This window comes from Bacillus sp. AFS017336 (genome assembly GCF_002555445.1).
Classification (GTDB): domain Bacteria; phylum Bacillota; class Bacilli; order Bacillales; family Bacillaceae_G; genus Gottfriedia.
In genome coordinates this window covers 95,991-111,203 of sequence record NZ_NUCO01000010.1, presented here as the reverse complement: position 1 = coordinate 111,203, position 15,213 = coordinate 95,991, and the positions used below count along the sequence as shown (strand labels likewise).

12 protein-coding genes and 1 riboswitch are annotated in these 15,213 nt (G+C 35.0%); of the genes, 9 read left to right on the top strand and 3 right to left on the bottom strand.

Annotated features, from left to right (window positions below; genetic code table 11):
• The first annotated feature begins 147 nt into the window (after nucleotides 1-147).
• The 3 genes from CN601_RS04825 (at nucleotide 148) to CN601_RS04815 (ending at nucleotide 2,373) form a co-directional block, all read left to right on the top strand.
• Complete coding sequence (locus CN601_RS04825; RefSeq protein WP_098170288.1) at nucleotides 148-966, top strand: MerR family transcriptional regulator; 819 nt, start codon at nucleotides 148-150, stop codon at nucleotides 964-966.
• 60 nt (nucleotides 967-1,026) lie between these two features.
• Complete coding sequence (locus tag CN601_RS04820; RefSeq protein WP_098170287.1) at nucleotides 1,027-1,653, top strand: LysE family translocator; 627 nt, start codon at nucleotides 1,027-1,029, stop codon at nucleotides 1,651-1,653.
• Nucleotides 1,654-1,875: 222 nt separating this feature from the next.
• Nucleotides 1,876-2,373: a GNAT family N-acetyltransferase gene (locus CN601_RS04815; RefSeq protein WP_098170286.1), complete on the top strand. Its 498-nt coding sequence runs from the start codon at nucleotides 1,876-1,878 to the stop codon at nucleotides 2,371-2,373.
• 103 nt (nucleotides 2,374-2,476) lie between these two features.
• Here the strand turns inward: CN601_RS04815 and CN601_RS04810 are convergent, their stop codons facing one another.
• Both CN601_RS04810 and CN601_RS04805 read right to left on the bottom strand, forming a co-directional pair.
• Complete coding sequence (locus CN601_RS04810) at nucleotides 2,477-2,890, bottom strand: cupin domain-containing protein (RefSeq protein ID WP_098170285.1); 414 nt, start codon at nucleotides 2,888-2,890, stop codon at nucleotides 2,477-2,479.
• 152 nt (nucleotides 2,891-3,042) lie between these two features.
• Nucleotides 3,043-4,083 carry an NAD(P)-dependent alcohol dehydrogenase gene (locus CN601_RS04805; protein WP_098170284.1) on the bottom strand — a complete coding sequence of 347 codons (1,041 nt, stop codon included), beginning with the start codon at nucleotides 4,081-4,083 and terminating at the stop codon, nucleotides 3,043-3,045.
• A gap of 249 nt (nucleotides 4,084-4,332) precedes the next feature.
• Here CN601_RS04805 and CN601_RS04800 point away from each other — a divergent pair, with 249 nt between their 5' ends.
• The 6 genes from CN601_RS04800 to CN601_RS04775 all read left to right on the top strand — a co-directional run bounded on the left by CN601_RS04800 (nucleotide 4,333) and on the right by CN601_RS04775 (nucleotide 10,490).
• Nucleotides 4,333-4,749: a MerR family transcriptional regulator gene (locus CN601_RS04800; protein WP_098170283.1), complete on the top strand. Its 417-nt coding sequence runs from the start codon at nucleotides 4,333-4,335 to the stop codon at nucleotides 4,747-4,749.
• A 297-nt stretch (nucleotides 4,750-5,046) separates the two neighbouring features.
• Nucleotides 5,047-5,153, top strand: a riboswitch (SAM riboswitch).
• A 212-nt stretch (nucleotides 5,154-5,365) separates the two neighbouring features.
• Nucleotides 5,366-6,415, top strand: coding sequence for an LLM class flavin-dependent oxidoreductase (locus CN601_RS04795; RefSeq protein WP_098170282.1), 1,050 nt, complete (start codon nucleotides 5,366-5,368; stop codon nucleotides 6,413-6,415).
• Nucleotides 6,416-6,430: 15 nt separating this feature from the next.
• Nucleotides 6,431-7,384, top strand: a complete 954-nt coding sequence (locus tag CN601_RS04790; RefSeq protein WP_098170281.1) for an ATP-grasp domain-containing protein — start codon at nucleotides 6,431-6,433, stop codon at nucleotides 7,382-7,384.
• 638 nt (nucleotides 7,385-8,022) lie between these two features.
• On the top strand, nucleotides 8,023-8,607 hold the full coding sequence (locus tag CN601_RS04785) for a histidine phosphatase family protein (protein ID WP_098170280.1): 585 nt from the start codon (nucleotides 8,023-8,025) through the stop codon (nucleotides 8,605-8,607).
• 56 nt (nucleotides 8,608-8,663) lie between these two features.
• Nucleotides 8,664-9,653, top strand: coding sequence for an aldo/keto reductase (locus tag CN601_RS04780; protein WP_098170279.1), 990 nt, complete (start codon nucleotides 8,664-8,666; stop codon nucleotides 9,651-9,653).
• A gap of 129 nt (nucleotides 9,654-9,782) precedes the next feature.
• A complete protein-coding gene (locus CN601_RS04775) occupies nucleotides 9,783-10,490 on the top strand; it encodes a hypothetical protein (RefSeq protein ID WP_098170278.1) in 708 nt (235 codons plus the stop codon).
• A gap of 530 nt (nucleotides 10,491-11,020) precedes the next feature.
• Here CN601_RS04775 and CN601_RS27845 read toward each other — a convergent pair.
• Nucleotides 11,021-15,202 (bottom strand): S8 family serine peptidase, encoded by a 4,182-nt coding sequence (locus CN601_RS27845; RefSeq protein ID WP_098170277.1) that lies wholly within the window; start codon nucleotides 15,200-15,202, stop codon nucleotides 11,021-11,023.
• Nucleotides 15,203-15,213 lie beyond the last annotated feature (11 nt).

Below are 15,213 nucleotides of genomic sequence, written 5' to 3'. Positions count from 1 at the left end.
CTTTTAATCTGTTTAAAAAGTTTAAAAGGCACTTGTTTGAGTAGAATTGAGGCATAAAACAAATTTTGGATACGAATTGAGTTAGTTTAATAACCCAAAATCAAGTATGATTGAACTAATATAAATTTGTACTAAAGGAAGATTATGATGAAGAATCGATTTTCAATTGGAGAAATGGCAAAGCTCCATAATACGACTATAAAAACCCTTAGATATTATGATGAAATTAGTTTGCTAAAGCCAATACATACAGACATAAACAACGGTTATCGATACTATTCCACCGAACAATTTGAGCACCTAAACACCATTCACTATTTAAAGGAATTAGGCTTTTCTTTAAAGGAAATCAAGCAACATTTAGAAAATCGAGATATTGATAGTTTTTTGCTTCTTCTTGAGGAACAAAAAGAATTAACTGAGCAAAAGATAAGAGAATTAGAAAGAGTAAAACAACGATTCCAAAATCGTATTATGGATATAAGAACAGCAAGAGAAATAAAGGAATTAGAAGTTCCTTTCATAAAAGAAATGAAAGAAAAAACGATTGTAAGATTAATGGAAAGAATCAGTTCGGAACCAGAGCTTGAAGTTACTTTGCGAAGATTAGAGGATTTATCAAATTTGAGTTCTTCTATCTTTATTGGAGGGGTAGGTCTAACTGTTAGTCTAGATCATATAAAAAATACTAAGTTTGACGAGTATAATTCCATTCTATTATTTACGGAGGATGATGATCTGCAAAGTCCACTTATTTCTACACTTCAGGAAGGGCAATATGCCTGTATTTATTATAGAGGAAACCATATGGAATCTTCGATGTATTACAATATCTTACTGAATTATATTGCAGAAAATGGACTTGAAATAATAGGCGACTCGATTGAACGGACGATTATTGATCATTATATTTCAAAGAACAAAGCTGATTATTTAACTGAATTGCAAATCCCAATAAGCTATTGACCCTCCTGTAACCGGAGGGTTTATATTTTGTTTATGACTAATTTTGAAAGGGGTTTTCAAATGTTTGATTCAACAACATTATTACTTTTTATTGGAACAGCCATTATTTTAATTATTATTCCCGGTCCAGATTTAATTTTTACTCTTACACAAGGAATGACAAATGGTAGGAAAGCTGGAGTGGTCACTGCGATGGGGTTAAGTTTAGGGAATATCGTACATACTTTAGCAGCAGCGCTTGGACTTTCCCTTATTATAAAAACTTCAGTGGTTTTATTTACGATCTTCAAATCGTTAGGAGCAATTTATTTATTTTATCTCGCATATAAATCTCTGAAACATCGAAAGGAAGTACTAAGTCTTAACAATGAAAATAATAGTGAAACAAAAGGTTTGTTTTTTAAAGGATTGCTAATGAATATATTAAACCCAAAAGTAGCCATTTTTTATCTTACCTTTCTTCCACAATTTGTAGACTACAAGGCACCACACGTCGCGTTACAAATGTGTATTCTAGGTTTAATTTTTATCATTTTGACGGCGTTAATATTTAGCTCTTTAGGCTATTTCTCAGGAACATTTCGAGATCGATTATTAAAAAATCCACGATTTAACGAGTATATGAATATCACAGCTACAATTATTTTCTTTGCATTAGGATTAAAACTGATTACTACTAGCATTTAAAAATTGTGTACTAGTTAATGGTAAATTGAAATAGAGGAAACCGTAAAAATGGATGGCCCTTGTGGTTTTACGTGTATTGTTTTTAAAAAGGAGAATATTATCGGTCAATACTTCAGCATTGAAGAGGTAATTTTGGGGATTAAAGGAATCCTTATTTAAAGAACAGTGATATATAATATAATCAGTATACGAAAAGTAAAGTCATAAAAAGGGGATATAACAATGGTATTATCATTAAGAACTGTTCAAAGTTCAGATTTAAAACAGTTAATAACGATTGAAAATGAAGGCTTTTCAAAAGAAGAAGCTGCTACAAAAGAAGCGTTTATTGAGAGGATTCAATTAATCCCCGATACATTTATTGTCGCGGAAAAAGACGGGGAGATTCTTGGTTATATTAATGGTCCAATTATTAACCAACCTTATATAACAGATGATCTTTTTGAGACAATTAAATTGAATCCGGATAAAGGTGGCTATCAAAGTATTTTAGGATTGGCAGTTTCCAATAATGCAAGAAAACAGGGTATTGCAAAAATCTTAATTGAAAAAATGGACAAGCTTGTAGAGGAAAACGAAAGAATAGGAATCACTTTAACATGCAAACAGGAATTAGTTTCTTTTTACGAAAAGCTAGGATTTGTAAATCATGGTTTATCTGATTCAAAACATGGTGGAGTAAGTTGGTATAATTTAGTTAAATTAAAATCGGATTATTAATAGAACGAATATTGAGATGAAAAGTTGGTCACAGTTTTGTTAATGAATCATCGACAATAATAACGCATCGAATACAATGTTTCGATGCGTTACTATTTGAAATTTATTTTGTAGAAGTTTCATATTCTTCATCTGTAACAGGTTCCAACCATTCTGGGGTACCTGCAGTTATTGCAATGTGCTCAAACCAACTATCTTTCGCAGCACCATGCCAATGCTTCACGCCATCGTGAGTGTTGATTACATCACCAGCCTTTAAGAATTGTGCGGGCTTCCCTTCTTCTTGGTACCAACCTTCCCCACCAGTTACTAATAATATTTGAAATCCATCTCGATGGACATGCCAATTATTTCTGCAACCTGGCTCAAAGGTCACATTTCCAACACCAACATTTACATTTGGATCGGCAATTAAGGTTTTAAGATAACTTTGTCCTACAAAAAATTGTGCGTATGCTTCATTTTTTTCGCCGACAGGGAATATGACACCATTTTTTACTTCTTCATGTTTTATCAATTTACTTCCTCCTAAATTGTAAATCTAAGCTAACAGTTAGTCGATTATCATTAAAGGCTACATCTCAAGATTTTAAATAAGTTATTTCTTTTGCCAGTCTATAGTAAAAGATGTTTCAAAGACTATGCTTTTGAAACATCTCTGAAAAACTATTAAATTGTGCTTGTGTCGATGACAAATCGATATTTCACATCTGATGCTAAAACTCGCTTGTATGCTTCGTCAATTTGATCGGCAGAAATAACTTCAATGTTAGGGACAATGTTATGTTTTCCACAGAATTCTAACATCTCTTGAGTCTCACGAATTCCTCCAATCATAGATCCTGCAAATGAACGACGATGACCTATAAGTGAAAAAACACTTAGGGATAACGGCTCTGCTGGGGCACCGACATTTACTAGCGTACCATCTAGATTGAGTAGCCTTAAATAAGCATCCATATTTATTTTTGCACTTACAGTGTTAATAATTAAATCAAAAGTTCCTGCAAGATTTTTAAATGTTTCTGGATCGTTTGTAGCATAATAGTGGCTTGCTCCAAATTGTAAACCGTCGTCTTTTTTGTTCAATGTTTGTGACAGAACGGTTACCTCTGCACCGAGTGCATGTGCAATTTTAACTGCCATATGCCCAAGTCCACCCATTCCAATAACAGCGACCTTCTTACCAGGCCCTGCTCCCCAATGGTTTAATGGAGAATATGTAGTAATACCTGCACAAAGTAAAGGTGCAGCAACATCAAGTTCAATATTATCAGGTATTTTAACCACGAAATCTTCTGTTACAACGATGTGGGTTGAGTAGCCACCCTGAGTTGGCTCGCCGTATTTGTCAACACCAGCATAAGTAGGTGTATTTCCTTTAAGACAGTATTGTTCCTCACCTTTACGGCAGTTTTCACAATCGCCGCATGAGTCTACCATACAACCAACACCAACACGATCGCCAACCTTGTATTTCGTTACCTCTGTTCCTACATCCGTTACTATTCCGGCAATTTCATGTCCTGGTACGAGTGGATAGTGCACATGACCCCATTCCCCGTGGGCAGTATGAATGTCAGAATGGCAAATTCCAGCGTATTTTATTTCAATTAGAACATCATTTAAATCAAGATCACGTCGCTTAATCTCAGCAGCTCGAAAGGACTTGTCAGGACCATCTACAGCTCTTGCTTTTGCAGTTATCATAAATAAAACCTCCTAAAAAAATATTTTGATAGAGAACAAAACAAATCACTCAGGTTAAACTTTACATGCATTTTTACCCTAAATTTATTCTCTTGCACAATCATCATAATCCCTCGAGTTAACTCTAGGTCAAGCGATTTTGAGGAATCCACGTTTCTTTTTATATGACATAAAAAAAATAACGTGATAAAATCCCTTCATAATAATAGAGTTAACTCGAGGTCTAATGCTTAGGAAAGAGGGATTAATGTGAAGACATATTCAATTGGGGAAGTAGCAAAAGCATTGAATCTTACGGTATATACTTTGCGATACTACGACAAAGAAGGGCTTATGCCTTTTGTAGAACGGACAACCAGTGGTATACGAGTTTTTAAAGAATCTGATATAGAGGCGTTAAAAATAATTGAATGTCTGAAATCTACAGGGATGCCAATAAAGGAAATTAAAAATTTCATAGAATGGTGTTCTGATGGGGATTCCACATTACAATTAAGATTTGACATGTTTATGGAAAGAAAAGCGAATGTAGAAGCACAGATGGAACAATTAAAAAAAACAATGGAAATTATCGAGTACAAATGTTCATATTATCAAATTGCTTTAGAAGCCGGAACGGAAAATAGTTTAAAGAACAATAAAAAAGAAACTTTGAATTGTCAGTAACCAAAAGCCCCCACCGATTCATAAATGAGTTATGAATCGTGGTGGTCATTATTTTTTTAGAGTCAACTGATTTTGTTGTGGATCGATGACTCCAAAAATCTAAACATCTACACAATGTAAAGGCAAATCCCAACTCGTAAACAAACAATTATTATATATTATAAAAAATTTATAAAATTTTATTTTTTCTAATAACGCCAACGATGAAAGCGTTATCACTTAAAGGGAATTTAAAATCCGATATTGACAATCAGTTTACTAGGACTTATTATTCAATTAATGAAATTACATAATAGAAACTTATCGAGAGTGACCGAGGGATCAGGCCCTATGACGTCCGGCAACCTCCTTGAAAAGGAACGGTGCCACTTCCTGCAGAATGAAATCATTCTGATAGATAAGTCGAAAACAATCGTTTCCGATGCCTCTTTCTGAATGAAAGAGGCTTTTTGTGTTTTTATATACTTCTCAATTACAGGGGGGATCTCTTAATCAATCTACAAAATATTATGGAATTTGTTTTTAACTTACTTTTATAAAATTTTTTATTTAAACAAAATTCCAACTTAGTTGATAGGAAAACTTGTTTATTTGAATAATAAGGGAGAGAATAGAAATGAAGTATGGTTTTTGGTTACCGATTTTTGGGGGATGGTTAAGAAATGTGGACGATGAAAAGATGCCACCAACCTTTGATTATGCAAAAGAAGTTATTCAATCAGCAGAAAAATGGGGTTACTCAACTACTTTAATAGCTGAATTATATTTAAATGATATAAAAGGACCGGAACATGATTCACTTGAAGCTTGGTCGACCGCAGCTGCTCTAGCGGCAGTGACAGAAAAAATTGAAATTATGACAGCGATACGCCCAGGTTTTCATAATCCAGCTGTAACAGCGAAAATGGCAGCAAATATTGATCAAATCAGTAATGGCCGTTTTACGTTAAACGTAGTTTCAGCTTGGTGGGCAGAGGAAGCACGTCAATACGGGGGCGTTTTTACAGAGCACGATGAGCGTTATGCGCGAACTGAAGAGTTTATTGATGTTCTAAAAGGGTTATGGACAGAAGAAACCTTCAATTATTCTGGTCAATTTTATGATTTAAAAGAATCGAAGCTTGCTCCAAAACCTGTTCAAAGACCTAATCCACTTCTTTATGCTGGAGGTGAAAGTGAAAAAGGTAAGCAAACAATTGCTGAAAAATGTGATGCTTATGTGATGCACGGTGGAACAGTTGAAGAGATTGCTCGAAAAATAAATGATATGAAAGTACGCCGCGAACAAACTACTAATGCACCATTTAGTTCTTTCGGTATGGCAGCTTATGTTATTTGCCGCGATACAGAAGAAGAAGCTTTTGCAGAGCTTGAAAAAATTACAACCGTGAAGGAATCTAGCGGCTATGCAGGCTTTAAAGATTTCACAACAAAATCACAATTAGAGCAACAAATACAATTACAAGATTATTCGGTTTCAAATCGTGGGTTACGACCAAACTTAGTTGGAACACCTGAACAAATTGCAGAACGAATTTTACAATACGAAGAAGCGGGCTTAGACTTGCTATTATTACAATTCTCTCCTCAACTAGAGGAAATGGAACGCTTTTCTAAGCAAGTTATGCCTTTAGTAGAACAAAAACGTAGTTTAATAAATAGCTAGATAGGGGAAATAAAAATGAGCAAAGTATACGTTATACATGAAAATAGTGAATGGACAGTACATTTAACAAAAAGATTAGAGGAGCTAGGTGTTCCTTATGAAGAATGGCACTTAGATGAAGGAACGGTTGATTTATCAGCAGCACCACCAGAAGGAATATTCTACAGTCGAATGAGCGCTTCTTCTCATACACGTGATCATCGTTTTGCAGCTGAATTTACAGGGCAAGTATTAGCTTGGCTTGAAGCACATGGGCGTACTGTATTAAATGGAACAAGCGCTTTAAAGCTAGAAGTTAGTAAGGTTTTACAATACTTAGAATTAAATAAATATGGTGTAAAGACACCAAAAACAATTGCAGCTGTTGGAAAACAAAATATTATTAATGCAGCTGAAAAATTTGAAGGACAGTCATTTATCACAAAGCATAATCGTGCTGGTAAAGGATTAGGTGTTCAATTATTCCATAGTGTAGAAGCATTAAAAGCTTATGTGGAAGGTCCTACTTTCGAAGAGCCAGTCGATGGCATTACACTTATTCAAGAATACATTCTATCCCCAGAAAGCTACATCACTCGTTGTGAGTTTGTAGGTGGAAACTTTGTTTATGCTGTTAAAGTTGATACTTCAGAAGGATTTGAACTTTGTCCAGCAGACGCATGCCAAATTGGAGATTTATTCTGTCCAGTAGGTGAAGAAGTAGAAGAAAAACCTAAGTTCCAAGTCATTGAAGGATTTGATGACGAAATTTTAACTAAATATAAAGAAGTTCTAGCTAAAAACAGTATCCAAATTGCTGGAATCGAATTTATAAGAAATGCTGAAGGTGAAATTTATACTTACGATATCAATACAAACACAAACTATAATTCTGATGCAGAAGAAAAATCAGGGAAATTTGGAATGCTCGAAGTAGCTTTATATTTAAAGAAAACGTTAGAAGAAAATTACACTAAAGTAAATGCTTAATTTAGTGTAGTGAATCGCTAAAGGCCCAAACCTATGATAGATCAGGTTTGGGCTTTTTTTTATTGGAGACTGTGAAGAGAAAGTGGGTAATCGCAAATAAAATCAGAGAATCGCAATTAAAAATGAGGAAACGCAAATAAAATCAGAGAATCGCAAATAAAAGTGGGGAATCGCAATTAAAATGAACAAATACCAATACCGGTTAGGGTATATCGTCTGAAAAATTAAGCAATAACGGTCGCTTTCAAATATAAATAAGCAAATTTGACTTAATTCTTTCTAATTCTAGGGAAAAATGGGTAAGAATCAGCTACTAATCTATAGAAAGAATGAAACAAACAATCAGCTAGAAATGAAAAGTTTAAGGAAAATAACCATCCCTTCGATAAATCAACAAAGCACTCACACGAAAAAAAGTTCGTTTAAATTTAATTCAATAGAATAGAAAAAATATCAAAGCATTTTTCGAATTAAGAGAAATAGGCAATTAATTGAGAGGAATATGCTAACGATTAAATTTAATATATTGATAATATAAGATTGTAAGTTGATTTGAATTTTAAAGAAGTTCAATTGGCTCTTTTCCTGAGGACTTGATTATGGAAATATTCTATTAACATTCAAATAGGGGGATGCAAATGAAAAAGACTTTGTATCTAATGAGGCATGGGCAAACATTATTTAATAGTAGAAGGAAAATTCAAGGTTGGTGTGATTCACCACTTACAGAGTTAGGAATTAAACAAGCAGAGACTGTTGCAAAGTACTTTAAAGACAATAATATTATTTTTGATCACGCCTATTGCTCCACATCTGAAAGAGCAAATGATACGTTAGAGCTTGTGACGGATTTGCCGTATACAAGATTAAAAGGATTAAAGGAATGGAACTTTGGAACGTTTGAAGGTGAAAGTGAAGATTTAAATCCACAGTTACCATACGGTGACTTCTTTGTTCAGTTTGGTGGGGAAGATCAAAAAGACCTCCAACTAAGAATTGCTACTACTTGCCAAAAAATAATGGAAGAAGATAATGAAATAGTTTTAGCTGTATCGCATGGAGCGGCTTGTAGAAATTTTATGAGATATTGGGAGCACACTAGTTCAATTGCACAACAAGTAAGAATTGGGAATTGTTGCATTTTGAAATTTGAATATGAGAAAAAAGAATTTAAATTAGTAGAGATTATTAATCATAATTTAAGCGACATAGTCCAAGTATAGTTTGGGTTAGTTTTTAATAGTAATAGATTACATATTTTGAAGGTGAGGATATTTTGATGGAATATACAAAACTTGGAAATACAGGATTAGATGTATCTAGACTTTGCCTTGGTTGTATGGGTTTTGGAGACGCGAATCGTTGGATCCATCCATGGGTAATCGATGAAGAAAACAGTCGTACAATCATAAAAAAAGCACTTGATTTAGGAATTAATTTTTTTGATACAGCGAACGTTTATTCAGACGGAACTAGTGAAGAATATGTAGGTCGAGCTTTAAAAGATTATGCAAATAGAGACGAAATCGTACTTGCAACGAAAGTTTATTTTCCTATGCATCAAGGTGCTAATGGGTCAGGACTTTCCCGTAAGCATATTATGAGCGAAATTGATAAAAGTCTTAAACGCCTCGGAACGGATTATGTGGATTTATACCAAATTCATCGTTGGGATTATCACACCCCAATCGAAGAAACAATGGAAGCACTGCATGATTTAGTGAAGGCTGGTAAGGTAAGATACATCGGTGCTTCTGCTATGTATTCATGGCAATTCTTGAAAGCTTTACATGTCGCAGAAAAAAATGGTTGGACTAGATTTGTAACAATGCAAAATCATCTTAACCTTATATACCGTGAAGAGGAAAGAGAGATGCTGCCTCTTTGTAAAGACGAAAAGATCGGCGTAATTCCATACAGTCCGCTTGCTTCGGGAAGGTTGACACGTGACTGGTCAAATACGACACTAAGATCTGAGACAGATGAAACTCAGAAATCGAAATACGGTGCAACGGAAAATACTGACCGACTCGTAGTGGAGCGGGTTGCGGAAATCGCCGAAAAACAAGGCGTATTAAAATCACAAATCGCACTTGCCTGGTTACTACAGAAACAACCAGTTACTGCTCCAATTATTGGTGCCACGAAAATTTCCCATCTTGAAGATTCAGTAGGGGCTTTATCGGTTAAGTTAACTGCTGAAGAGGTTGCTTATTTGGAGGAGCCTTATGTTCCTCATCAGGTAGTTGGTGCATTAGGTTCTAATTAATGTTAACTTTAAAATAATGAGTTTAGACCCTATTTTCCTTAAGTGTGAAAAGGGGTTTTTTTATATCATAGTGATATATGTTGCAATATGCCGAAAAATCCTTCATATTTGTTAAAAAGGAGGTTCTTTATGCGAAGTGATATACAACCGAATGAACGAGCTTTTTCTTCGAAGGAAGTAGCAGAAGAACTGGGTATTGCAACGCCTACTGTTCGAAAGTATGGACAAATCTTAGAGCGCAATGGATATGAGTTTTTGAAAGATGGCGAACGGCGTATATTTGTTCAATCTGATATTAAAGTGCTTATAGCGTTACGCGATACAGACAAGTCCCTGGAAGATACTGCAAAAGACCTCGTATTTCAACAAAAAGAAAGATTAGAAGGTTTTGATGAAACACAAATTGCGGTATCCGATACATATGAAAATTTACCACATGACCCAAATCAATTAAAAGAGTTTTTAAGGTTTTTAGTCAGTGAACTTGCAGCTGCACGTGAAATGAATGTTGAGCTGAAAAATGATATGACAGAACTTAAAACGGCGGTTTCCAGGCTTCAACAAGATCATCATGATATAAGCGCAAATATTGGAAACTCATCCAAAAAAACTTATATCAAAATTGAAAAATTAGCCGAACATCAAAAAATACAATACGAGACATTACTGGAACAAGAAAAACAAAAAAATGATTTTTTACAAGAAGAATTACAAAACATGCGAGAAGAACAGAGAACAGAATGGCGCTCACAAGATGATTTTAATAAACGTTTAGAAATTGTGATACAAAAGCCTAAAGATAAATGGGGATGGCTTTTCTCTTTATTTAGAAAATAAAGGAACTATTAAAATCTTTTTATGCTAATCTTGTGAAAACTTGTTTCATATTTTTGATAATGAAAATTTAATAAGTACTTTAAGGTCGATACTTCCGTAAGGATGTATCGGCTTTTTGTTTCGTATCATATCGTTGGCTGATACAAATTGCAATTGATACAAAAGTCTTTTTAATCGTAAAAATTTGAACACGATACAAAAAATCTCTAAACAATACATCAAAAGTTCCTTTGAAACATATAACAAATTAGATTTTAATTTATATCAAATTTTTACAAATTCCCGGGAAATATCTACAAATTTCTTGATATAGGAAATAAATTCTATGTGTGACACTATGTCGAAAATGACTAGTAGAGATTGAATAGTATAACCTCAGTCATAACAATGAAATATACTATTTTTTCAATGAAGTTTACTTAGAATATTGATTACAATCTTGTGCATTACACAGAAAAAGCCCCCGAATAGCAGGGGGCTTTTGTAGTTTAAATCGAACATAATAGTATTTTAAATATAAGAAAGCTAGTTTATTGTACGCCTAAAGCAATTTTAATACTTTCTAAAGTAGCAGATTTATATTGTTTTTGTGGCTCAGGTGCATTCTCTGCATATTGATTTTGTTTCAGATAGTTACTTTCTACAAAATTCAAATCATTTGCATCAACTTTTCCATCAAAATTAATATCTGCCTCTCTTTTGCTAGTGCCCCAATATGTTTGGATGTATAATGCATCAAGAACATCAATCACATTATCTTGATTCACATCACCAGCAACTGCCTGTTTAATAAAGTAAGAGGTTGCAAGTTTCTTTTGTTGACCAAACAGAGTACCCTTGTATTCGAAACCAGACATCATCGGAATTTTTACCATAAAGTGACCTGGTAAAGTGAATTCCCAAGACCATGAATCGCCAGTTAGTGGTAATTTTGAAATAGAGAAGCGGTTGACATCCTTTACTAAATTCGGTGTAATATCAAATACGTTACCATTTGATTGTGTTAGTTTAATGGATGCACCTGAGTTTGGCCAATCTACATTTTTATATTTATTTGTTGTACCTGGATTTAAAAATCCTTCAGCATTAAGCGGACCTTCAAGTTCAGAGAAGGAAGATAATAACCCCCATGTATATCCTGCTTTAATTAAATTAGTAGTTCCTTCTAAGGTGTTAATCGTAACTGTTGGATCTATTTTAATAGATGTACCAAAAACAGCATCTTTCACTTTTAAAGTTACATCGACCGCAGCCACTTTGTCATTTATTTGAGTCGTTGATGGCAGATCCAATTGTACAGTTGGACTACTTGAATTCGTAAGAGTCACTTTTGCTTCTCCATATTGGCTTAACTCTGCATTTGGTTTGGCATCGACTATTTCAAAGTTTTTATCTAGATTAGCGAAAGTCCAGTTAGCAGATGATAGGGATGAAATATTATCTAATTTCAATGTTGCCTTTACGGTATCACCCATCGTTACTTCTTTTATTGGGCTAGTGATATATGCGTTTGGTGTACCCTCTTTGATAAAATAGTATTGTTTTTTAACAGTACTGTTTACAGCCACATCTCTACCTTTTACGGTGAAGCTTTGAACTGGGTATTCTGGATACATAACAATATCTTCTGAAAACTTTCCATCTTTATCCATGTTAATAATATTGGATTCAGCTGAATTAATAAAGGTATATTGAAAAGAAGTATCCGATAAATCTACGTCCATCCCAGCATCTTGCATTTCCTTCACCTGTGGATCAGTAATTTGCATCGAAAAAGGATACGTTTCTTGTCCAGGTTTGTATTCGTGAAATGGTGATTCCTGATCTAATGATGTAGTAACTTCTGGTTGTTCAATATCTACATAAAGATCAAGATAACCGGTAAAGGTTTTACCTTTCGCATTGGTCGAAATCAGCTTTATCTTGTAGTAACCTGGTTTTGCGTTTTGAGCAATAGCAGAAATCGGATGATCAGGATCACCAGTAAATGGATAATAGCTACCAAATATAGCTAAGGGGGAAATAATCTGTGTATTTGTATTTAATTTAGATAGATCAATTGATGTAGCGTATCCTAGATCTTGGCCGGTTTTTCCATCTTGCCAAACGATATCCATATTTTGCATAGGTGTTTTCATATTAAAAGTTAGTACAGGCGCAACAGTACCTGAAGCCATTCCCATCGGTTCTGTTTGCGAAATTCTATATTCTAAAGTTGTTGTAGCTTTATTGAGTGCATATCCATAAAAGCCTTCCTCTACTGCTCGTATACTAAAAGGAATACGATATTGCTCATTTTTATCTTTTTGGTTTGTTAAGATAACATAACCAGTATAGACGCCTTCTTTTGCTGTTTTCGGAAAAGTAAGCGATACATTTACATTTTTAGTTTCGTTTTTCTTGACTTGAATCACTGGGTCTACGGCCAATTTTATTCCGCTAGTAGTTGGGTCAGAAGTACCTTTTATATTTTGAAAATGAACAGTTGCAGTTAACTTTTTATTTTCTTTTTCAAAGTTTTGCAAAGTCACTTTTTTATTAATTGAAAGGTCCTCACCTGTATAAAGTTCACCAAAGCTAATTCCACCCGACTTTTCGTCAATTTTGACCATTTCTTCTCCGAATGGAATGAGGGTTTCATCTTTAACTTGAACTTCCATTTTTGGATGAATCGCTTCATTTGGGTCGACTCGACCTGCTCCTTGTTCATAAGGAAGATAGTCTCCATTTAGTGGATCCGCAGTATTCATTAAAAGGGTCTTAATATCCTCAGGTTGCAGATTTGGATTAGCTTGTAACATTAAGGCTGCTATACCTGCTACATGAGGTGTCGCCATAGATGTTCCACTCATTCGAGCATAGGCACTTGAGTAATCAGTAGGTGTATCTGAGTTAGTTATATAAGCAGGTACAGTGGAAAGAACACTAACACCTGGTGCGACAACTTCTGGTTTTACATCGAAGTTGGCTAATGAAGGACCACGGGAACTAAAATCCGCTAGCTTATCTCCTTCTGTTTCGGTAACAGTTACATCAGTAAAGGTTAATTTATTGTTACCTGCAGCAACTTGCGTCTTTAAAGCTTGTCCGTCTTGTTGAGTTACAGAGAAAGTAGGAATAAAGTCATTTGCTTCTCCAATATAAGCCCCAATTTGGCCTTCAACATTGTTAAATAGAAGAACTGCTTTCGCACCATGTATTTTTGCAAACTTAATCTTATCTGCTAGTGCGTAGGTACCTCTTTCGACTAACGCGATTTTGCCTGCTACATTTTTATTTGTGTAGTCAGCATCTCCACCTAATCCAACATCAACCATGTCAAAACTTTTCCCTTTTAATGTTGTGAGATCATCAGAAAAACTTCTTGCCATCGTTTGTAGTTCAATCGATGATTCAGATGCAACTTTACCCTTCATGGTTGTAATTGGCATCGAAATATCACTCGCACCAACAGTAAGTGCTAAAGCCGCCGCTCCAGGAGATCCTAAAGTATAGAACCCAGGTCCAGAGTTTCCAGCTGCAATTACTGCGGTTACACCACTTAAAACAGCATAGTTAATCGCTGTACTAGTTGGATAGTATGGATCATTAAGGGTAGCACCTAACGAAAGATTCATAACATCCATTCCTGATATTACTGCTTGATCAATTGCAGCAATAATATTAGAGGACGTGCCCGAACCGTATGGACCTAGTGCTCGATACACATATAAGTCCGCGTCCGGAGCAATTCCTGTGACGGAAATCTCACTATTACTTTTCGCTTGTGAAGCGATTGTACCTGATACATGAGTGCCATGTTCGGTGTAATAGGCAGAACCGTTAGCAGCAAATTCAGCTGATCCTGATTTTTTCCAATCTTCATAGGTTGTTTCCATCGGATCATTGTCATTATTTACAAAGTCGTATCCACCTTTGTAGGCATCTTTGAGATCAGGATGATTGTAGTCAATTCCTGTATCGATGACAGCTACTTTGACTCCCTTACCTGTGATACCTTCTTCGTGTAGCTTGTCTACACCTAAGAATGAAACAGGATCGCCAGTCACAGTTGAATTCGTATTTTCTGATTTACCAGGCTTTCCATTAGACTCTGCAATAGAAGGTGGTTCAATTGTAAACGTTGTATCCTTGTAAATTGCTTGAACAACATCTGACTGCATAAGTGATTCAATTTGGTTTGCTGGTAGCGTCATAGAAACTCCATTATAGGAAGCTTTGAAGGAACGCTTGATTTGGTAAGGTGTTTCTACCATATTTAAACCTTTTCCAGTTGAGGGAAGAGATCGTTGCAAACCAGCTTTAGCAGGAAAGATTTGTTTGAGATCATTTAAGAATGTGGAATGATCTTGATCGACCTTGCTTTGTGCTACATCTCTTGTTAACGATTTTCCATCTAAAGCAGCATCAACAACAGCTACTTGATCTGGTTTTGATTTAAACTGAACGATAACGGAAATCTCTTTGTTATCTTTTAGCTCTTTCTCATCAAACCCTTGAAGTCCATATAGTTCCTTTGCTTCAGACTTTTGTAATGCTGCTCGTTGTGCATCCGTTAAGGAAGCTAGAATTTTTTCGGCACTACTTTGAGTTTTAGTAGCTGCATTCGTCAAACTAGAATGCGTGGTTGGGAGGATTAGCCCCAATGTTAACACTACAGGAGTTGCTTTTTTTAAAGTCTGATAAACCAATCGATGTTTACTCTTTTTCATATTTCTCCTCT